16 protein-coding genes are annotated in these 20,652 nt (G+C 70.5%); 4 read left to right on the top strand and 12 right to left on the bottom strand.

The window, feature by feature from the left end; translation table 11 throughout:
* Positions 1–431, top strand: a 431-nt coding sequence (locus tag E3T42_RS16960) for a helix-turn-helix domain-containing protein (RefSeq protein ID WP_198416894.1), incomplete at its 5' end; no start/stop codon positions are given.
* A 130-nt stretch (positions 432–561) separates the two neighbouring features.
* Here the strand turns inward: E3T42_RS16960 and E3T42_RS01745 are convergent.
* The 6 genes from E3T42_RS01745 to E3T42_RS01720 all read right to left on the bottom strand — a co-directional run bounded on the left by E3T42_RS01745 (position 562) and on the right by E3T42_RS01720 (position 9,757).
* Positions 562–1,764, bottom strand: a complete 1,203-nt coding sequence (locus tag E3T42_RS01745; RefSeq protein ID WP_241975766.1) for a CaiB/BaiF CoA-transferase family protein — start codon at positions 1,762–1,764, stop codon at positions 562–564.
* A gap of 354 nt (positions 1,765–2,118) precedes the next feature.
* Positions 2,119–4,449, bottom strand: coding sequence for an alpha-galactosidase (locus tag E3T42_RS01740; RefSeq protein ID WP_134402353.1), 2,331 nt, complete (start codon positions 4,447–4,449; stop codon positions 2,119–2,121).
* A gap of 12 nt (positions 4,450–4,461) precedes the next feature.
* Positions 4,462–5,784, bottom strand: coding sequence for an ABC transporter substrate-binding protein (locus tag E3T42_RS01735; protein WP_134365387.1), 1,323 nt, complete (start codon positions 5,782–5,784; stop codon positions 4,462–4,464).
* A 54-nt stretch (positions 5,785–5,838) separates the two neighbouring features.
* Positions 5,839–6,645: a carbohydrate ABC transporter permease gene (locus tag E3T42_RS01730; protein ID WP_134365389.1), complete on the bottom strand. Its 807-nt coding sequence runs from the start codon at positions 6,643–6,645 to the stop codon at positions 5,839–5,841.
* 113 nt (positions 6,646–6,758) lie between these two features.
* A complete protein-coding gene (locus E3T42_RS01725) occupies positions 6,759–7,724 on the bottom strand; it encodes a carbohydrate ABC transporter permease (protein ID WP_134402352.1) in 966 nt (321 codons plus the stop codon).
* On the bottom strand, positions 7,721–9,757 hold the full coding sequence (locus tag E3T42_RS01720; RefSeq protein ID WP_134365385.1) for a beta-galactosidase: 2,037 nt from the start codon (positions 9,755–9,757) through the stop codon (positions 7,721–7,723). Before E3T42_RS01720 ends, E3T42_RS01725 begins: the two co-directional genes overlap by 4 nt.
* Positions 9,758–9,949: 192 nt before the next feature.
* On the opposite strand from E3T42_RS01720, the gene E3T42_RS01715 reads away from it, so the two are divergent.
* The 3 genes from E3T42_RS01715 to E3T42_RS01705 all read left to right on the top strand — a co-directional run bounded on the left by E3T42_RS01715 (position 9,950) and on the right by E3T42_RS01705 (position 12,205).
* Positions 9,950–10,972 (top strand): LacI family DNA-binding transcriptional regulator, encoded by a 1,023-nt coding sequence (locus E3T42_RS01715; RefSeq protein ID WP_134402351.1) that lies wholly within the window; start codon positions 9,950–9,952, stop codon positions 10,970–10,972.
* A gap of 26 nt (positions 10,973–10,998) precedes the next feature.
* Positions 10,999–11,268, top strand: coding sequence for an acylphosphatase (locus tag E3T42_RS01710; protein ID WP_134365383.1), 270 nt, complete (start codon positions 10,999–11,001; stop codon positions 11,266–11,268).
* 136 nt (positions 11,269–11,404) lie between these two features.
* Complete coding sequence (locus E3T42_RS01705; protein WP_134365382.1) at positions 11,405–12,205, top strand: Pr6Pr family membrane protein; 801 nt, start codon at positions 11,405–11,407, stop codon at positions 12,203–12,205.
* A gap of 18 nt (positions 12,206–12,223) precedes the next feature.
* Here E3T42_RS01705 and E3T42_RS01700 read toward each other — a convergent pair whose 3' ends face one another.
* From E3T42_RS01700 to E3T42_RS01670, 6 genes are all read right to left on the bottom strand, one after another.
* Positions 12,224–12,487, bottom strand: coding sequence for a hypothetical protein (locus E3T42_RS01700; protein WP_134365381.1), 264 nt, complete (start codon positions 12,485–12,487; stop codon positions 12,224–12,226).
* A 394-nt stretch (positions 12,488–12,881) separates the two neighbouring features.
* Positions 12,882–14,321, bottom strand: coding sequence for an NAD(P)/FAD-dependent oxidoreductase (locus tag E3T42_RS01695; RefSeq protein ID WP_134365380.1), 1,440 nt, complete (start codon positions 14,319–14,321; stop codon positions 12,882–12,884).
* A gap of 439 nt (positions 14,322–14,760) precedes the next feature.
* Entirely contained in the window at positions 14,761–16,626 is a 1,866-nt protein-coding gene (locus tag E3T42_RS17160) for a methyltransferase (protein ID WP_241975765.1), read from the bottom strand.
* 96 nt (positions 16,627–16,722) lie between these two features.
* Entirely contained in the window at positions 16,723–17,547 is an 825-nt protein-coding gene (locus E3T42_RS01685) for an SDR family oxidoreductase (RefSeq protein ID WP_134364863.1), read from the bottom strand.
* Between the two features lie 568 nt (positions 17,548–18,115).
* Complete coding sequence (locus tag E3T42_RS17535) at positions 18,116–20,278, bottom strand: FAD-dependent monooxygenase (RefSeq protein WP_198418084.1); 2,163 nt, start codon at positions 20,276–20,278, stop codon at positions 18,116–18,118.
* 4 nt (positions 20,279–20,282) lie between these two features.
* Positions 20,283–20,652: 3-oxoacyl-[acyl-carrier-protein] synthase III C-terminal domain-containing protein (locus E3T42_RS01670; protein ID WP_304999639.1), on the bottom strand; the 370-nt coding region annotated here is incomplete at its 5' end.

Raw genomic sequence — 20,652 nt, 5'->3', positions numbered from 1 at the left:
GGCCGGGGCCGGGGCCGGGGTCGCTGGCGGGCGCCGGTGCCGGCCGGTTCGCGGCCGCGGTGAGCGGGCCGGTGCTGCTGGGCCAGGTCTCCGGCAGCGTGCTGGAGGTGGGCCGGGCGTGCCGGCGGGCCTCGCCCGGGCAACTGGTGCCGGTGCAGAACGTGCTCGATCCGCGGGCCGAGGTCTGGGTCGAGGCGCTCCGGGGGTACGCCCGGGCGGACCTCGTGGAGACCGTGCGGTGTTACCTGCGCCACCGCGGCCAGTGGGAGACCACAGCCCGGGACCTGCAGCTGCACCGCAACTCGCTCCGGCACCGGATCGAGATCGCCTCCCGCCTGATCGGCGAGGACCTCGACGATCCCGATGTTGCGGCCAACCTGTGGCTGGCGATGCGGGGCGTCACCGCGCACCCGTCCCCGTCCCCGTCGTGAACCAATTCGACGGAGATGCTGCTGTAAAAACAGGGTTTCGTCGTGTTTGGGGCCGATGCGGGCAAAATCTCCGTCGAATTCGTTCGGGGCCGGTGTGGCTGGGACGCGGTCTGGGGATCGTGGAGACGGCCTAGCGCTGGGCGCCGGCGAAACCCTTGCTGCCGGTGAGCCAGTCGCGGATCGTGTCGCTGTGCTCGCCGAGGGCGGGCGGCGCGCTCGTGCGCGGCGCCAGCGGGGGCGTCCAGCTGACGGGGTGGCGGATCTGGCGGCCCACGGTGGCGCCGGAGGCATCCTGCACCTCGATCGTGGGTTCCAGCCCCAGCGACTCGGCGAGCTCGATGCCCTCGGCGATGGTGGCCACCTGCCCGGCCGGTACGCCGGCGTCGGTGAGCAGGTCCTGCCAGGACAGCGCCGGGGCCTCGGCGAGGCGCGCTTCGAGGAGGCGGACGAGTTCCTCGCGGTTGTGCACGCGGGCCGAGTTGGTCGAGAATCGCGGGTCGGTGGCGAGCCCCTCGTCGCCCAGCACCCGGGCGAGCTTGGCGAACTGGCCGTCGTTGCCGCAGGCCACGGCCAGCGGCCCGTCCGCGCAGGCGAGAAGCTGGTAGGGCACGATCGACGGATGCCGGTTGCCCATCCGGCCGGGCACCACCCCCGCGCCGAGGTACGCCTGCGCCTGATTCGCGAGCGCCCCTTGCAGGCTCGACAGCAGATTCACTTCCAGCCGCGCGCCCAGGCCGGAGGCCGCGCGGGCGTTCAGGGCCGCGAGGACGCCGATGGTCGTGTCCTTCGCGGTGAGCACGTCGACGAGGGCGACGCCCACCTTCATCGGACCAGTCTCATCCCCGGTGACGCTCATCAGCCCGCCCAGAGCCTGCACCATGAAGTCGTAGCCGAGCAGGTCGGCCCCTCCGGCGCTGCCGAACCCGGTGATCGAGGCGTAGACGAGGCCGGGGTTCTCCGCCTTGAGGCTCTGGTAGCCGAGGCCGAGTCGGTCCATCCCCCCGGGCTTGAAGTTCTCGACCAGCACGTCGGCCTTCAGCGCGAGCGCCCGGGCGACGGCGAGGTCAGCCTCGTCGGTGAGGTCGAGGCAGAGGGATTCCTTGTTGCGGTTGACGCTCTCGAAGTAGGTGGCCCCCGTCGCGGAGAAGGGCGGACCCCAGCTGCGCGTGTCGTCGCCCCTGCCGGGCCGCTCGACCTTGATCACCCGGGCACCGAGGTCGGCCAGCGTCACCGTGGCGAGCGGACCCGCCAGCACCCGGGAGAAGTCCGCGACCAGGATCCCGTCGAGCGGCCTCGAGAGTGCACGCTGGCTGTCATCGACCTGACTGGGCACGGATGCTCCGTTCGCTTGCGGGGTGGTTCCGGTTCTGGTGCCGGTGGTTGTTCGGGCGGCGCGGTGCCGGTGGTTTCCCTGAATCTAGTGGCGCGTCAGAGCCGTTTCATTGGACGGATCATCCACAGCTTAGATAGGTATGCCCGGTCGCGGGGACATCCGGTGCACGGATGCCGCGCGGCAGGCTCCGGGGACGCGGGCATCGGGGACGCGCGCATCCGCGGCCCTCGCCACCCCGCCGCTCGCGCCGCGATCGCCACATCCGGTCGAGATCGTCCCGCACGCGTGGCGAACTCGACCGGAACAGGCGAACTCGGCGACCGCCCGCGGCCGAGCCGCCTCTCAGCTGCGGGGCTACTCGACTGCGGTCACCGTGTACACCGCGGCCTGCTCGGGCGCGAGCAGCGGCGCGGGCAGCCCGACCTGCGCCAGCACTCCCCCGGTCAGGGTCACAGCACCACCACCACCACCAGCACCTGCACCTGCACCTGCACCAGCACCAGCACCAGCACCAGCGGCAGCACCAGCGGCAGCACCAGCACCAGCGGCACCGAACGAGCCCCCACCCGCCAGCCAGGCCGGCGGCGCATCCTGGATCACGCGCGGGGGCGCACCGATCGTGAGCGGCTCGACCCGGTAGGTGAGCTCGGGCGCGAGTCCCGGAAACCGTAACCGCTCGGGCAGGGCGGAGCGCGGGGCAGCCAGCGCCACATACGCAAAGACGGCCGCAGCCCGGTCGGGCGAGACGACCCCGTGCAGCTCCAGGGCCGGGTCGCTCGGGTCGGCCCGCACGATCGTTCCGGTGTGCAGCAGCCCGCGGAGTTGCTTGTACCGGGTGATCCAGTCGGCGATCTGCGCACGCTCGGACTCGATCGCGCGGGTCAGGTCCCACTCGATGCCGGCGCTGCCGAAGAGCGCCGTGGCCAGTCGGAAGCTGAGCTCCGAGGTGCGCCCGGTGGTGTGCGCGGTAGCGGCGCCCAGGTGACCGCCGAGGTATTCGGGCGGCACGAGCACACTCGTGTAGCGCTGGATCTGCTGCCGCTCCAACGGGTCGTTGGTGTCGCTGGTCCAGACCCGGTCCACGCGCTCGAGGATACCGAGGTCGATGCGGGCTCCCCCCGACGCGCAGGACTCGATCTCGACACCCGGATGCGCCGCCCTCACCCGGTCCAGCAGCCGGTACAGCGCGGCGGTCTGCCGGTGCGCCGACCCGGCCAGCAGGTCGCGGTTGTGGTCCCATTTCAGATATGCGATCGGGTACTCGGCGAGCAGGGCCGCGAGCCGGTCGAATACCCAGGCTGCGGCATCCGGGTTGCTGAGGTCGAGCACCCGCTGGAAGCGCCAGGTCAGCGCCGATGACGGCAGCGACGACCGAGGCCCGGCCGACCCCCGAGACCCAGCCGGCCCGAGCACCCAGTCCGGGTGCGCCCGGGCGACGTCGGAGTCGAGGCTGATCATCTCGGGTTCGATCCACAGCCCGAAATCCATGCCGGCCGCACGCACGTGATCGACCAGCGGATGCAACCCGTCTGGCCAGGCGACCGGGTCGACGAACCAGTCGCCGAGGGCACGCCGGTCGTCGGTGCGGCCGGTGAACCAGCCGTCATCGAGCACGAACCGTTCCACGCCGACCGCGGCCGCGGCGTCAGCCAGCCGGGTCAGGGTGGGCAGGTCATGGTCGAAGTACACGGCCTCCCAGGTGTTCAGCACGACCGGGCGCGGCCCGGACGCGGCCCCGGAGAGGGTCGACCAGGACCGGATCCACGGATGCAGCCGAGCCGACAGCCCGTCGAGTCCGGCCGCCGAGTACACGGCCACGGTCCACGGGGTCGTGTGGCTCGCACCGGGCGCGACCCGCACGTCGCCGGGCGCGAGAAGTTCGCCGCTGCCGAGCACCGAGTAACCCAGCGGGCTGTTCTCGGCCCAGACGCGTTTGTCCCCGCTCCAAGCCAGGTGGGTGGCCCACGTCTCGCCGGTGCGGAAGCCAAACCCGGGGGTGCCGGCCACGCTCAGGTAGGGGTCGTCGTGGCCGGGCCGCCCGTGCCGGGACTCGCGGCTCCAGACGCCCTGGCCGAGCAGGGCGCGCTGCGGCCGGCGTTCGTGCGTCCACAACCCGGTGAAATCGAGGATCTCCCTCGCCCGGCCCGGAACGGGCAGGATGACGTCGAGGGACCCCAGTTCGAACGGAGCGGTGGCCGCCGTGTTGGTGAGCGTGTGGCGCAGTCGCAGCACGCCCTCGACCGAGAGTTCGAGGTCGGTACGTACGGCCAGCTCGGCCGCGGCATCCGTCAGCGAGATCGCAAGCGCCTGGGTGCCGGGCGAGACGGCGTCACCCGACCGCACCGAAACGGGCCCCACGCCGGCCAGGCGCAGGTCGAGGTCAGCGGCGGCCGCGCCGCCCCCGCCGCGCAAGCCACCCCCGCCACCCTCGCAGAACCGGAATCCGCTGATCCCGGGGCGCCCGCTCCAGCCGTCCGAGACGGTCGGCAGCAGGGTCAGCCGCAGGGGCAGGTCGATCGAGCTCGGCGGAATCGCCGGAACGGATGCGTCGGCGAGCACCGCGAGCATCTCACCGGAGAGGTCGCCCAGATCGGCGCCCCAGTGCACGATCACGGGCACACCCGTGCCGCGGGCGTCCAGCACAAGGCTGGTGCCCGCGGCACGGAGGTAGGGAATCGACGACACTGAGGCCTAACGCTACTTGTTGACCGGGATCGACTGCGCTTCGAGGGCGCTGATCGTGCTCTTCTGGGCGCTCGTGAGAGCATCCGTCAGAGTCCCGCTGCCGGTGACGGCACCCTTGAAACCGTCGGAGGTGTCGTTATAGACCTGCGTCATGGTCGGGCCCCAAATGAAGTCGGGTGAGACCTGGTCGGATGCCTCGGAGAACACGTCGTAGATGGGCTGGTTGCCGTAGAACTCGACGCCTGCCTTGAGGGCGGGCAGCTCGAGGCCGGACTTGGCGGCCGGGTACAGGTTGGCCGACTTGTTCAGCATCGTGAGCGCCTCGTCGGAGGTGTTCAGCCACAGCGCGAACTGGGCCGCCTCATAGGGGTGCTTCGAGCCCTTGAAGACCGCGGTGGACGAGCCACCCCAGTTGCCGGCGGCCTTGTCACCTGCAGCCCACTGCGGGGACAGGGCGACGGACCACTTGCCGGCGGTGTCCGGAGCGCCGCTGGCGATGGAGTTCGCACCCCAGGCCGCGGAGTTCCAGGTCCAGTCCGAACCGGAGTTGTAGGCGTTGTTCCACTCGTCGGTCCACGGCGGGTTGGTGGAGACGAGGTCGCGGTCGATCAGGTCCTGCCAGTAGGCGGCGACCTTGACGGATTCGGGGCTGGTCAGGTCGACCGTCCAGTTCTCACCGTCGTTCTTGAACCAGCTTCCGCCGGCCTGCCAGACGAAACCGGCGAACTGGTTGATGTCGCTCTGCGAGAAGTTGGTGATGTACCCGCCGGTGGCGCGCACCTTCTCGGCTGCGACCGCGAACTCGTCCCAGGTGGTGGGGATCGCAATGTTGTTCGCCTCGAACAGGTCGGCGCGGTAGAACATGGCCATGGGGCCCGCGTCCTGCGGGATCGCGTAGACGGACTTGTCCTCGCCGAAGTTGACCTGGCCCCAGGTCCAGTCGACGAAGTCGCTCTTCGCCTCGAGCACACCCTTGCAGGCGGCGAGGTCGGTCAGGCCGTCCTGCACCCGGAAGTTCGGCAGTGCGTCGTATTCGATCTGGCCGAGGTCGGGCGCGTTGCCGGCCTTGAGCTGGTTGAAGAAGTTCTGGTACGTGCCGCCGTTGCCGTTCGGGCCGGTCTGCACTTTCACCTGAACGTCGGGGTTCTTTTCATTCCATACCTTGGCCACGTCTTCCATGCCGGGGATCCAGGTGGTGAAGGTGAGGTCGACCTTGCCCGTGGCGGGGGCGCAGTCGGCGCCGGCCGAGGTCGTGGACCCCGCCGCGCAGCCGGTCAGGGCGACCGTTGCGGCGGTGAGCAAGGCGACAGCGGCTGCTCTCTTCTTGATTCGCATTGTTCTTCTTTTCTCTTGGGAGGGGTGGGGAGGGGAGGTAAAGAGAGGGACCGGCTACTTCACCGAACCGGCACTGAGCCCGTTCTGCCAGAAGCGCTGGAGCAGCAGGAAGATGATGATCAGCGGGATGATCGAGAGCAGGGCCCCGATCAGCACGTAGTCGCGCAGCACCGGAATCTGGTTCACCTGGGAGTTCCAGGCGTAGAGGCCGAGCGTGACCGAGAACAGGGTTTCGTCGCGCAGCATGATCAGCGGCAGGAAGAAGTTGTTCCAGATGGCGACGAACTGGAAGAGGAAGACGGTGATCAGGGCGGGCACCATCATGCGCACCGAGACGGTGAAGAAGGTGCGCACCTCGCCGGCCCCGTCGAGGCGCGCCGCCTCGATCAGTTCGTCCGGCACGCTGGCCGACGCGTAGATGCGGGCCAGGTAGACCCCGAACGGGCTGACCAGGCTGGGCAGGAACACCGACCAGAACGTGTTGGTGAGGCTGATCTGGCTGAAGATCAGGAACAGGGGCAGCGCGAGCGCGGTGGCGGGCACCAGCACCCCGCCGAGCACGACGTTGAAAATGAGTTCGCGACCCGGGAAGTTGTACTTGGCGAGGGCGTAGCCGCACATGCCGGCGATGATGGTGCCGATGGCGGCGCCGAGGCCGGCGTACAGGGCGCTGTTGAGCATCCATTTGAGGTAGACGCCGTCGCGGTAGGCGATCAGGTTGCCGATGTTCGTGAACAGGGAGAAGTCGGCGAACCAGAGCGGGTTCGTGGTGTTGAACTGGGACCGGTCCTTGGTGGCCGCCACCAGCAGCCACCAGATCGGCACCAGGAAGTAGAGCGTGAAGACGCCCATCACGATCATGGCGCTGACCCGGGCGAACGGGCTCTCGCGCTGGGCTTTGGGGGCCACGCCCTGGGGCGTGCGGCTGCCGCGTTTTCGTCGCGCGGGGGTGGTGACGGTGCTGATCGAGGTGCTCACTGGGCTTCCTTCCGCTGCGTGAACTTCAGGAACGTGAACGAGAGGATGAACGTGGCCAGGGCCAGCACCACAGAGAAGGCGGCGGCGAGGTTGAAGTTCGGGATCGACGAGGTGGAGTAGACCGTGAGGTTCGGGGTGAACGTGCTGGTCACGGCGGAGCTGAAGCTGCGGAAGACGTGCGGTTCGGCGAGCAGTTGCAGGGTGCCGATGATCGAGAAGATCGCGGTCAGGATGATGGCCGGCATGATCAGCGGGATCTTCACCGACCAGGCGATGCGCACCTGGCCGGCCCCGTCGAGCCGGGCGGCCTCGTAGAGCTCGGTCGGGATCGCCAGCAGGGCCGAGTAGATGATCAGCATGTTGTAACCCACGAAGACCCAGGTGACGACGTTAGCGATGGCCCAGAGAACGAGGTCGGCCGAGAGGAAGTTGATGTTCTCGGTGACGGCGCTGAACGGCGACAGGTTGGGCGAGTAGAGGTAGCCCCACATGATCGCCGCGATGACGCCCGGCACCGCGTAGGGCACGAAGAAGGCCAGCCGGAAGAATTTCTTGCCGCGCACGAGCGGTGAGTCCAGCAGCAGGGCGAACAGCAGCGCAAGGCCCAGCATGATCGGCACCTGCACGACGCCGAAGGTGAGCACCCGGCCGATGGATGTCCAGAACGGCCCGTTCTGGAACACCAGGATGTACTGGGTGAGCCCGCCGAAGACCTCGGTGGCCTTGCCGAAGGTGCCCTCGCGCTCGATCACGAGCAGCGACTGGTAGATCGCGTAGCCGATCGGGACCAGGTAGAACAGGGCGAACAGGGTGCCGAACGGGAGCACGAAGGCGAGAATCGCGCCGAGGTGCGGCACGGGCTGCCTGGGTTGTTTGGAGGCCGGGGCTTTGGCGGCCCGTGACCTCTTCTGGCGGGCGACGCTGCCCGGGGCATCCGTGAGTGGAACGACGGGTGCGCTCATGATGCGGGGTCCTCTCTGATCACGCGAACGGCACCGGCCGGAACTCGAACAATACGGTTGACGGGTTCGCCGGTGACGAGTTCACGGCCGGAGGCCGGCAGGTCGATGTCGTCCTCGCCGTGGTTGATGATGAAAAGATAGGTCGCGGCGGCGCCGGCGCGGCGCACGACCTCGATGGTTCCGGGGCTTTCGGGGCCGACCGCGGTGACGCGGGCCTGCTGGCAGATCGTGCGCAGCAGGTCGGTCAGGGCGCCGGCCTCCAGCGCGGTGGCGACGTACCAGGCGTCGCCGGCGCCGTGCCGGTTGCGGGTGATGGCCGGGGTGCCCGGAAGCGGCCCGCCCCGGTAGCGGGCGATCACCTCGGCGCCGGTGCTGCGCAGTCGCTCAGTCCAGAGGCTCGCGGATGCGCCGGAGTCGAGGCCGACCACGTGGCCGGGCAGCAGCGGGGAGAATTCCTCGACCGTGACGCCGAGCAGACCGCGGAAGGCGCCGGGGTAGCCGCCCGGGCGCACCCGGTCGTCTTCGTCGACGATGCCGCTGAAGAAGGTGACCAGGGCGTGGCCGCCGGCCGCGACGTAGGCGGTGAGGTTATCCGCCTCGGCGTCCGAGACCAGGTACAGGGCCGGGGCGACGACGAGGCGGTACCCGGAGAGGTCGGTGCCGGGGGCCACGATGTCGACCGTGACGCCGAGCCGGTGCAGGGCGGCGTAGGCGGCGTGCACCTGCTCGAGGTAGCGCACCGACTGGGACGGGCGGGATTCGCCGTCGCCGGCCCACCAGGCTTCCCAACTGAAGAGGAGTGCGGCATCCGCCACGACCGTGCTCCCGGTGATCTCGCCCAGCCGGTCGAGGGTTTCCCCCAGGGCGACGACCTCGCGCCAGAGCGCGGTGTCGGTGCCCGCGTGGGGCACCAGCGCGGAGTGGAATTTCTCCGAACCCTGCAGCGAGGCCCGCCATTGGAAGAAGCAGATGCCGTCGGCCCCGCGGGCGACGTGGGCCAGGGAGTTGCGGGTCATCTCGCCGGGGGCCTTGGCCAGGTTGTGCGGCTGCCAGTTGACGGCGCCGGCCGCCTGCTCCATCAGGAGCCACGGCTGCCCGCCGGCGAGTCCGCGGGTGAGGTCGGCGGCGAACGCCAGCTCTGTGGCCGGGTCGGCGAGGCGGTGGTCGAGGTAGTGGTCGTTGGCGACGATGTCGACCTCGGGGGCCCAGGTCCAGTAATCGAGGTTGCGGATGTGGGAGGTGACCATGAAGTTGGTGGTCACGGCGACGTCGGAGTGGCGGCGCAGCACGGCGGTCTCGCGGCGGTAGTAGTCGAGCAGTTCGGCGGAACTGAACCGGTGGAAATCCAGCACCTGGCCGGGGTTGCGGCTGGAGAGGGTGAGCCGCGGGGTGAGGATCTCGGCCCACCGGCCGTAGCGCTGGCTCCAGAACGAGGTGCCCCAGGCGGAGTTCAAGGCCTCGATCGTGCCGTAGCGCGCCTGCAGCCAGAGCCGGAACGCGGCGGCGGTGTCGTCGCAGTAGCAGAGCGCGTTGTGGCAGCCCAGCTCGTTGGACACGTGCCAGAGGGCGACCGCCGGGTGGCGGCCGTAGCGCTCGGCGACCTTCTCTACCAGTGCCAGCGCGTGCTCGCGGAAGATCGGGGAGCTCGGGCACCAGGCCTGGCGCCCGCCGGGGTAGCGGGTGGTGCCGTCCTCCACGACCGGGAGGATCTCGGGATGCAGGGTGCTCAGCCACGGCGGCGGCGACGAGGTGCCGGTGCCGAGGTTGACCCGGATGCCGTTGGCGTGCAGCAGTTCGATGATCGTGTCGAGCCGGTCGAAATCGTACTCCCCCGGCCGCGGCTCGACCTGCGACCAGCCGAAGATGTTGATCGCGACCAGGTCGACGCCGGCCTCGCGCATCAGCACGACGTCTTCGGCCCAGACCTCGGGCCCCCACTGCTCCGGGTTGTAGTCGCAGCCGTAGGCGACGCCCTCGTGAACGAACGGGGTGGCCGAGGCCGATCCGGTCGACGTGGCTGCTCGCGAGTTCATGGTGCTCCCTGCTGTGCTGTGCCAGCTCTGCTGGCTGTGTTGATTGACTGGCTGTGTTGATTGACTCTGTGAACGTGCACAGAGTCGGGAGCAAAAACGCGCCGTTGGGTTTTCTGTGAACGTACACAGAGTACGAACTCCCTGGCCGCCGTGTCAAGCGTCGGGTTCCTCGGCGCGCGTTACAGTTATCGAATGGTGACAATTCCGTCTCGGCGCCGACGCGCGACAATCCACGATGTCGCCGTGGAAGCCGGCGTGTCCCGCGGCACGGTGAGCCGGGTGATCAACGACGAGCCGTACGTCTCGGCCGAGGCCCGCACCGCGATCGAGGCGGCGATCGAGAAGGTCGGCTATGTGCCGAACAACGCCGCCCGCAGCCTGGTCATGCAGCGCTCCCAGGCCGTGGGATTCATCGTGCACGAACCGCACTCGCTCTTCCTGGACGACCCCAACATCGGCGGCATCCTGCTCGGCGCCAATACCGTGCTCTCCCGCGCCGACTATCAGATGGTCAGCCTCGTGATCGATTCCCAGCGCGACACCGACCGCGTCGCCCGCTACCTGAGCGGCGGATTCGTCGACGGCGTGATCATCGTCTCCGCCCGCCACGAAGACCCGATGATCCGGGTGGTGCAACGCCTCGCGCTGCCGGCCGCGTTCGTCGGGCATCCGCCGGACCTCCGCCAGCTCCCCTTCGTGGGTATCGACAACCGCGCTTCGGCGCGCGCCATCACCGAGCGGCTGATGGCCACCGGCCGCAAACGCATCGGCATGATCGCGGCGGCCCTCGATCGAGACTCGGGAGCCGACCGGCTGGCGGGCTTCACGGATGCCCTGGGCCCGCGCTTCGACCCGGCGCTCGTCGCGCGGGTTCCGCTCTACACCTACTCCGACGGAGCCGACGGCATGCGCGCGCTGCTGGAGCGCGACCCCGGCATCGACGGCGTTTTTGCGGCCTCCGACGCCGTCGCGGCCGGGGCGCTCGAGGCGCTCCGCGACGCGGGGCGCAGCGTGCCCGGCGACGTCGGCATCGTCGGCTTCGACGACAGCTCCTGGGCGCTCCGCACCCAACCGCACTTATCCACCGTGCACCAGCCGGCCTTCGGCCTCGGCGCGGCGGCGGCCGAGTGCGTGCTCGGCCAGCTGCGGGGCGAGGCCCAGCCGGTCGGCGGCATCCTGCTGGATACCCCCATCGTCTGGCGCAACTCGGCCTGATCGCCGGTCGGGGGCACACTGGAAGCATGGTTCGCAAACAGGCTCTCGTGCGCGGGATGGTGCAGGCCGTCGGATTCCGGTATTACACCCAGTCGGAGGCGCGCCGGCTGGGCCTGTCCGGGTTCGTGCGCAACCGGATGGACGGCTCGGTGGAGGTCGACGCGGAGGGCGACGCGGCATCCGTTTCGGAGTTACTCGCCTGGCTGGCGCACGGGCCGCCCTCCGCGGTGGTCGAGTCGATGCAGGTGACCGACCTGGCGCCGCGCGGCGAGAACGGATTCCACATCGCCTATTGACCGGCGCCTATTGACCGGCACCTGCTGACCGGCGCCTGCTGACCGGCGCCGATTGACGGGCGCTTTGACCGGCCGCGCTGACCGGCCCGCGCTGCGGATTCAGCGGCCGCTCCCGATGCTGGCGTAGCGTGGAAGCATGTGCGCGCGAGCATCCGACCCCGCTCGGACGGAACGGGCGGCGCGCCAACCCCCCACGGCGCCGAGAACGTCGGCCCAACGCGCCCTGCCGGCGGCCCCCAGCCGTGCCGCGCTGCCTCGCACGGTCGCCCTGCTGCCGTTGCGCCGGGCGTTCGGCATCGGCCGCCTGCTGCTCGCGGCGACCGGCGTCGTCGCGCTGCTGGGGTATTTCGATTACGTGCTCGGCTTCGCGACCTTCGCGGTGTACAACTATTTCAGCTACTTCACCGTGCAGAGCGCCATGGCCGCGGTCGTCGCGTTCGTGGCCGGAGCCCTGGTCGCATTCCGCCATGCGACCGACCCGGCCTGGCTCGACTGGTTCCGGCTGCTGGTGACCACCTACATCATGGTGTCCGGCATCGTATTCCTGACCATCGTCATCCAGTCATCCTCGCGCGACTACACAATCGAGGTGCCCTGGTCGAGCCAGCTGCTGCACTTCTGGATTCCGACGATCGCCCTCGTCGACTGGTTGACGGATGCCGGCAAGGCCCGCCTGCCGTGGAAACTCCTGGCCTGGGTGCTCGTGCTGCCCAGCATCTGGGGCGTGTTCACCCTCGTGCGCGGGTCGATGGTGGGCTGGTACCCCTACTTTTTCCTCGACCCGGTGCAGGTCAGTGGTCCGTTGGAAACCGTGGTCTACTGCCTGATCGCCGTGCTGCTGTTCACCGGGATCGCGGCGATCCTGATCGCCACCTCCCGGCTGCCCTCCCAGCCCTGGCACCGCCCCCGGCCGGAGTCGGGGTCACAGCAGCGCTGAGATGCGAGCGGCGAGCGGTTACAGCGGGATGAAGGTGTATTCGCTGGTCATATGCTCGATGCGGCATGCGCCACAGTAGAGCACTCCGGATGCCTGCATGGCGAGTACCCGGGGCGAGCACTGCACCACCTTGGGCCCGCAGCAGGGCGAAATCACCATGTACGCGCCGGGAGCGGTGGGCGAATGGCCGCTCAGGCCTCGGATGTGGTGGGTGCCTTCGCAAGGCAGGTCGGAGTCAAAGTCGAGAAGAATGACGGATTCGAGATCCAGCAGGGTATCCATGGGAACACAGCAATCATGCGGTAGAACAGATGTGATGCAGTCGCGGGCGAGCGGGGCATCTCAGTGGCGACCGCACTGGATGGTCGACGGTACGAAACGGGCCGGTTGACGAACCGGGGTTACTCCCCCGAACGGAATCCGTCGGCAACGCCAGTCGGGGTAACGACTGGACCTCTGAGCCGGCACCGGGGCGGAGGTCACCACCACGGACCGTACCTGCATGAAACCGGCCCTCGAAAGGGCCATTCTTCACCGACTGGACGTTGGCAGGAGTGTACACCACGAAACCCGGAATCGCGCGGGGTTGACTGCGGCGATTCTAAAGTTTTTTTGACACGCGTTTCGCGGTTTCACGGTGCGGCCCGGGGTTTCGCGTCCGGCGAATCCGACTGTTTTATTTCGGCGCTGGGGTGGGTGTCGCGGTGTCCATCGGGGAGACGAAGGGCACCAGGCTGGCCAGCGCCGCGGCCAGGAATTCGTCGTCTCCGACCTCCGCCAGGCGCAACGCGGTTTCCGCGGCGACCAGCCCGACCAGGACCGGTTCGCCGGTGAAGGGCACCATGTTGATCCAGACCCGGAAGTCATCGTCGCCGCCGACCGTGGTCCAGAGCGGGGCGTCCGTGTCCCAGAACGGCTCGGCGAACTGCAGCCAGATCTTGTCGAGGGTGCCCATGCCGAGCGCGGCGATGGCGCCGCGGTGCGCGAACGGCAGCGGCGGGTCGAACTCCATCACCTTGGTCTTCAGCACGCCCAGCGGCACCGTGACGATGACGCGGTCGGCGCCCAGCGATTCGCCGTTGCCGAGGCGCAGACTGGCGCCGCTCTCGCCGTAGGCGATCCTGGTGACCACGCTCGAGCCGAGCAGGTCGATACCCTCCAGGAGAGCGTCGAAGAGACCGTTGAAGCCGCCGAGAACGAGGCGGTCCTCGTCGAGGCCGGGCGCTGCCGGGGTGTACCAGCCGGACTGGTCGTCGACGGCGGCCCCGGAGTTCAGGGCGAGCACGGTGGTGATCTCGTAGTCCAGCCAGTCGGCGTCGGAAACGCCGGTGTCGGCATCCGTCGTCGACAGCTTGGACGCGCCCGAATCGGCGAGGGCCCGGGCCACGGACACGTCTGCGGGCTGGTCGGCGGCCCAGGCGAGGGCCGCGTTCACGGCTTGGGCGCCGGTGTCGGGCACGGGCACGACGAGGCCGTCGGAGGTGCGCGTCTCGGAGGTGCGGGAGAAGGGGGCCGTGATGACGCCGAGGCCGATGAGTTCTTCGTCGAGGGTGGTGGTGCCGCTGGCGCGCACGACGGATGCGCCGAGTTCGATCGGGAACGGCCACTTCTTGTCGGTGACGGTGTCGATGCGGCCGCCGATCCGGTCGCGCGCTTCGACCACGACGACGTCGAAGCCGGCGTCCTTGAGTGCTCGCGCCGCGGTCAGCCCGGCGATTCCGGCGCCGATCACGGCGATCCGCTCCCCGGCCGTGGCGACTGCCTGCACGTCTCGGGCGGCCCGCATGCCAGAGGCCCGGGCGCCCTGCACGGTGCCGGGCGCGTCGATCGAGGTGGCCTCGCCGGCGAGGAACAGGCGGCCGTCGACCGGGGTCGCGAGCGCCTCACGCTGCTCGGGGGTGGCGCCGACGGCGGGAAAGCTGAAGGAGCCGCGCGCGAACGGGTCGGCCGACCAGGAGGTGCGGCGCACGTTCTCCGGTTTAGGCACCAGCGAGGGGGTCGGCGTGGGCGACGGGCTCACGGATGCCGTGGGCCGGGGGCTCGGCGGAACGCACGCGGTGAGGGCGACCAGGCTCAGTCCCGAGACCGAGCCGATCAGAAAGGTACGACGTTTCATGGCGTGTCCGCGTCAGGGGAATGGCACGCCGCTGTCGGCGCTGACGCTCTCCTTTCCGAGCTGGTCGGGCAGTACGNCACGCCGCTGTCGGCGCTGACGCTCTCCTTTCCGAGCTGGTCGGGCAGTACGTCCAAACTACCTCAGTCGCGGGGGCCGGGGCGGTAGGGCGCGGAGGTGGGCGGGCGGCGGGCGGGGTCGGATGGGTGCGGATGGCGGGCGGGGTCGGATGGGTGCGGATGGCGGGCGGATGGCGGGCGGATGCGGATGGCGGGCGGATGGCGGGCGGATGCGGATGGGTGCGGATGGCGGGCGCATGGCGGGCGGATGCGGATGGGTGCGGATGGCGGGCGGATGGCGGGCGGGGTCGGGTGGCGGGCGGCGGGTGGGTGCGGTGGCGGTTCGGGGGCCGGCCAGCCCGGATCCCGGCGGCCCGCTCGCGCTACCCGGGCGGCACCGGCAGTTGCAGGAAACCGTCCGTCAGCAGCTCACGCACCCTCGGCAGGAGGTCCGCGCTGAGCTCGCGCTGGTCGACCTCGAGCAGCTGGGCGAGCGCCGCGACGATGGAGCCGACGTCGAGGTCGCCATCGCAGGCGCCGACCAGCGCGGCGAGTGCGGTGTCCAGCGGGATCGACCGGCCGAAGCCGCTGCCCTGGTGCAGTGTCATCAGGGTCGGGTCTTCCTGGCCGGGCCAGTAGTGCCGCTCTTCCGTGACGTCGGGCGCGACGACGAGGCGGGCCCGGGCGAGGTGGGCGTCATCCGTGGCCGCCTGCCAGTCGTGGGCGGCCAGGCAGTCGGCGAGGTAGCTGCCGATTCCGGCCGGGTTGTGGCCGAGGGCGCCGGGGAGGCGCTCGAGGCGGCGCAGGCCGGGCCCGGGCGTGGCAGGCGTGGCAGGCGTGGCAGGCGCACCGGGCACCCGAGCGGCGGCCGGCCGCCGAAGCAGAAGGTAGCCGAAGCCGACCTGTGTCACGCCGCGGGCCTCGAAATCGTCCAGCCAGGCGCCGTAGAGGCGGTCGAAGTCGGCGGTGTCGGCGCGGGTGCCGCCGTCGCGGATCCAGGTCTCGGCGTAGAGCGTGGGCGGCTGCACCTCCCGCTCGATGATCCACGCCTCGAGGGCCGCGGCATCCGTCGCCCGCACGGCCTCGTGCGAATTCGACGGAGATTTTGCTCCCGGAGGTGTCGCAGGTGGCGAATTCGAGCTGTTTGGGGCAAAATCTCCGTCGAATTCGTCAGGGCGCGCCGAAACCGCCGGGGTCGCCGTGATCGCCGAAGACGCAGGGTTCGACCGGCGCGACGAGGACGCCGGGGCGTCGAGCCAGCCCGCCAGGCGGTCGAAGGCGTCCTGGCGGGCGTGGTATTCCCAGTTTCCGAGCAACTGGGCCACGCCGTTCGGGGTGAGGTGGTCGGCCGCGCCGCGCACGACCGCCTCGACGAGGGCGTCGCCGACCATGCCGCCATCGCGATATTCGTAGCTCGGCACGCCCGCGACCCGCGGGGTGATCACGAACGGCGGGTTGGAAATGATGTGGTCGAACCGTTCCCCCGCCACCGGTTCGTACAGACTGCCCAGGCGGAACTCTATGTTGCCGATGCCGTTGAGCTCCACGTTCAAGGCCGCGAGCTCGAGTGCGCGTGCGGAGATATCGGTCGCGACGACCCGTTCGGCGTGCCGGGACGCGTGCATCGCCTGGATCCCGCACCCGGTCCCGAGGTCGAGCGCGCTGACCACTTCGGTGGGGATCAGCAGCCCGCTCAGGGTGAGGGATGCCCCGCCCACCCCGAGCACATGGCTCTCGCCGAGCGCGTGGCCGAGTGCGAGCTCGCCCAGGTCGGACGCGATCCACCAGCTTCCGGCGCCGTGCGCGTCCACAAAGGTGTACGGCCGCAGTTCGAGCAGGGGGCGGAGAGCGGCGTGGGACTCGTAGCCGGTGTCACCGGTGTCAGCGGTGTCACCGGTGTCAGCGGCATCGCCGGCATCGCCGGATCCGCCGGTACCGGCGTCGCCGACCGTGACGGATGCCGCGAGGCCGAGCTCCTCCGCCCCGGCGGCGCCCAGCGCAGGGAGGGCGGCGTCGAGGTCCGCACGGTCGACGGGCAGGCCGAGCACGAACAGCCGGGCCAGCGTGGCGCAGGGTTCGGTGTGCCCGAGCTTCTCCCGGAGGCCGGCGAGCGCCCGCAGCGCCGGAACCCGCTGATTGCGGCGCAGCGCGGCATCCGCTTCGATGCCCCACAGTCCGGTCAGGGCCGAGACCGAGTAGTTGGCGATGGCGAGGTCGGAGCGGAGGCGGTCGATCAGTGCGGAAGTCACCAGTCCATTCAACTGCACCCGGACCGCACCCGAGCCGCTCGCTCGCCGCCCCATGGCCGCCCACTCGCCTGCCAGTCGGTCGCCGAACCGGCTTCCCTACCGGCGTTCCTCGGCCACGCTGTTGCCGCCGTCGACCACGATCGTCTGCCCGGTCACGTACGACGCGCCCGGCGAGGCCAGCCATGCGATGACGGATGCGACCTCCGCCGCTGTGCCGCTGCGCCCGACCGGCACAAGCGCCCCCTCGATCGCCTCGCTGTCCAGCTGTGACCCGGTCTGGATCCAGCCCGGCGCGACCGCGTTCGCGGTGATGCCGAGCAAGGCTTCGTCCACGGCGAGCGCCCGGGTGAGCCCGGCGAGTCCGGCCTTCGCCGCGGCATAGGTGAGGTCTCCGCGTGACGCCATCACCGGCCCGCTCACACTGGACACCGTGACGATGCGCCCCCAGGCGGCCGCGTGCATGAAGCCGATCACCGTGCGTGTCGCGTGGAAGGCGGTCGACAGGTTGATCGCGAGGCCGTGGTCCCACTCCCCCGCCTCGGTCGTGCTGATGTCGCCGTGCAGCATCTCGGCGTCCCCGACCGCGACCATGCCCGCATTGTTGACCAGGACCGTGGGAGCCAGCCCCGCGGTGGCGAGCGCGTCGACGAGCACGAGCGCGCCGGCCTCGGTGTCGAGGGTGCAGACGACGCCGGATGCCGGCACACCCATTGCGGACAGCTCGGCCACGCGCTCGTGCACCCGTTCGGTCGTGGCGGTGAGCACGACCTGTGCGCCCAACTCGCCGAGCATCCGTGCGGCGGCGAAGCCGATGCCCGAGGCGCTGCCGGCCCCGGTGACCAGGGCCGTGCGGCCGGTGAGATCCCAGGCGCCGGGAAGGGCGAAGACAGCGGGCAGACCGACAACTTCGGGGAGAGTCATGGCGTCATGCTAGCCGTTGCCGGTCCAGCCATCGGGATGGCGGCGAATTCTCCGGGAGTGCGTGGGTCGGGCCGCCCAGCGGTTCGACGGTCCGGGCGCGCCGATGCGGTGTGGCTAACTCAGGAGATTCGGGCTGCGGCGGCTGCGGACCCCCGTGTTTCCGGGGGCGGGCAGCCTCATGCGCAGGTTTTTCCTGAGTTGACCCCCGGCTCGCCACGCGACCGGCGCGACCTCGCCGGCGGGGATCATCCGTCGCCTCGGTGCATAACTCCTGCAGATTGGGATCCGAGTCGGGGGGCCGCCCGCGGATTCCCGGGAGATCTGGTCTCCACGTGGCCAAACTGCAGGAGTTATGCACGCATGGGACTGGGCTTCCGGGGCCGGGCACCGGAAGCCGCTCGTGCGCCGTGGCCAACTCAGGAGAAGAGGGGCATCGCGGCCGCGTCCCCCGCGGATTTCCGGGTGCCGACCGCGCCAGCCGCTGGTTTCTCCTGAGTTGGCCCCACGGCACCGAACCGATCAGGCGAACGAGCCGGCGGGCTACAGCCGGCGGGCTACAGCCAGCGGGCTACAGCCAGCGCATGGTGAAGGCGCGGGCGAGGACGGCGCTCGCCGGCGGGACGGCCAGCGCGCGCACGAAGCCGTTCCGCGCGCGGAGGCGCAGCCCCTGCGCTGGGCTTCCCATCGCCATATTGAAGCCGGCCTGGCGCGCGGCCATCCGGGCGCTGCGCCGGCGCCGGCGGTCGTAGTCGGCGAGCACGCCCGGACCGGACACCGGGTCCCGAAGCGCACGTTCCAACGCCGGGGCCAGCTGCAGCGCGTCCAGCCAGCCGAGGTTCATGCCCTGGCCTCCGATCGGACTGATCTGGTGGGCCGCGTCGCCCACGAGCACGACCCGGCCGGCCACCATCCGTCGGGCCAGTCGCTGCTGCACCGAGAAGGAGCTGGCCGCGGCCGAGGTTGCGGGCAGGTGCACACGGGTGCGGGATGCGACCATCGCGGCCAGGTCCGCGCTCGTCGCATCCGTGAGCAGGGTGGGAGTCATGGCCACCCAGCGGCGCCGGCCGCCCGGAAGCGGGAAGGACTCGACCACGCCGCCCTGCTCAAAGAACAGGATGGCCTCACCCGGGTGCTCGCCGGCATCGGGGAAATCGCTCATCAGGTAGGTCTCGCCTCCGGTGCGAGCCGTGCAGCGGATGCCGACCAGGTCGCGCAGCAGACTGCGGGCGCCGTCGGCCGCCACCACATACCGGGCCTCGAGCGTTTCGCCGGGTTCACGAGGCCCACCTGCTCCAGCTGCCTCAGTGGGCTCGCCGGCGCCACCGGCACCGGACCCCGACCCGGCCCCCGCAGTCTCGCCGGACCCACCGGGCGCGGCCGGGGCATCCGTGTAAACCTCGACGCGGTCGCCGCGGTCGCGCACCCCGGCCACGGTCACGCCGCCGCGGAACCGGCCGGGCGCCAGCTCCTCGAAGCGGGCGCGCAGCACCGCCTCGGTCTCGTACTGCGGCAGCGAGATCACGCGGTCGTGCCGGTCGGCCGTATCGGCGAAGACGAGGCGTCCGAGGGTGCGCCCGCCCGAACGCACGAGGCCGCCGCGGATCCGCACCGCCCGGTCGATCACCGCGTCCGCCACCCCCAGTTGTTGCAGGGCACGCAGCGACGGCGGGTGGATGCCGATGGCCCGCGACCGCAGCGACGGCTCCGCCCGCTTCTCCAACACCTCCACGTCGAGGCCCCGCACGGCCAGCAGCCCGGCGAGCAGGATCCCCACCGGGCCGCCGCCGACCACGATCACGTCCCGCACCGGTCGCCCGCTCCCCGGCCCGCCCTCTTCCGACAGTGCCCGTTCCGGTCGAGAGTGCCCGTCGCGCCGGTCACTCTCGACCGGAACGGGCACTGTCGCGGCCGGAGCCGGCCACCGCAGCACGAGGCGCGACGGATGCTCCCGCGTCACCCGCCAGCCCGGCGGAACCACCGCGCGCAACTCGGCCGCCGTGAAACTGCGCCGAATCGACGTGAGCCCGTCGTCGCGGATGAACGACCGGCGGAACAACGGCCAGGTGCCCAGACCGAATCCGAGGTACGCGAACCGGCTGCGCTCGATGTCGGCGTGCAACACCCGCCCGACACCAGCACCGGCACCGACACCGACACCGACACGAGCACCAGCACCGGCACCAGCACCGGCACCGGCACCGACACGAGCACGAGCACCGCCGCCGCCGACCAGACGCTTCGAATCGGCCAGCAGCCCGCCCAGCTGCTCCCCGGTGAGGTGGTGCAGCACGTGGTTGGAGACCACGAAGTCGAACACCAGGCCCTCGGCGACCAGCGCCGAGCTCAGCGCCCGCCGGAACGTGAGCCCCGGCAACGGCGGCAGGCCGGTCGCGTAGGCGTGCGCGCGGACATCCGGATCGATCGCCGTCACCCGCAGGCGCAGGCCGTCGCGCGCGGCCCACCGCGCCAGCGCCCGCGCCATGTCGCCGCCGCCCGACCCGATGTCGAGCAGCGTGCGCTCCTGGGTGGAAGACAGGGTCGGCCGGATCTCGCGCCGGTACATCCCGCGCCAGCCCGACACGACCGCGTTCACGTACTTGAAGTTCGCGTACGTGTTCGTCAGCCGGTCCGGGTCGCAGTCCGGGTCGTCCATGATCTCGACGGCGTCGCTCGCACGCAGCCCCAGAGTTCGCAGCCCCAGAGTTCGCAGCCCCAGAGAACGGATGCCCACGCCGCTATCCGGCGGTGACGGTCATCAAGCCGGATTCAACCGTCAGCCCTGGCCCGAACGCCATGGCGCAGACCCGTTCTCCGTCGGTCGCGTCCGGGGAATCCATGATCGCCTTGAGCACGAACAGGATGGTGGCGCTGCTCATGTTCCCGTAGTTGCGAAGGGTCTCGCGTGAGGGCACGAGCTGCGCCTCGCTGAGGCCCAGCTTGGCCTCGGTCTTGTCCAGGATGCTGCGCCCGCCCGGGTGGATCGCCCAGTGCGCGATCGCCGTGGCGGGGGTGTCGGCGAGCGCGGGCGGCGCCACCAGAGTCGCGACCGACCCGGCCGCGGCGTCCCCGCCCACCGCCGGCGCGAGCACCGCCGGCGCGAGCACC

The sequence above is a fragment of the Cryobacterium sp. TMT4-10 genome, assembly GCF_004403275.1.
Lineage (GTDB): Bacteria > Actinomycetota > Actinomycetes > Actinomycetales > Microbacteriaceae > Cryobacterium > Cryobacterium shii.
This window is presented reverse-complemented; position numbering and strand designations above follow the sequence as displayed.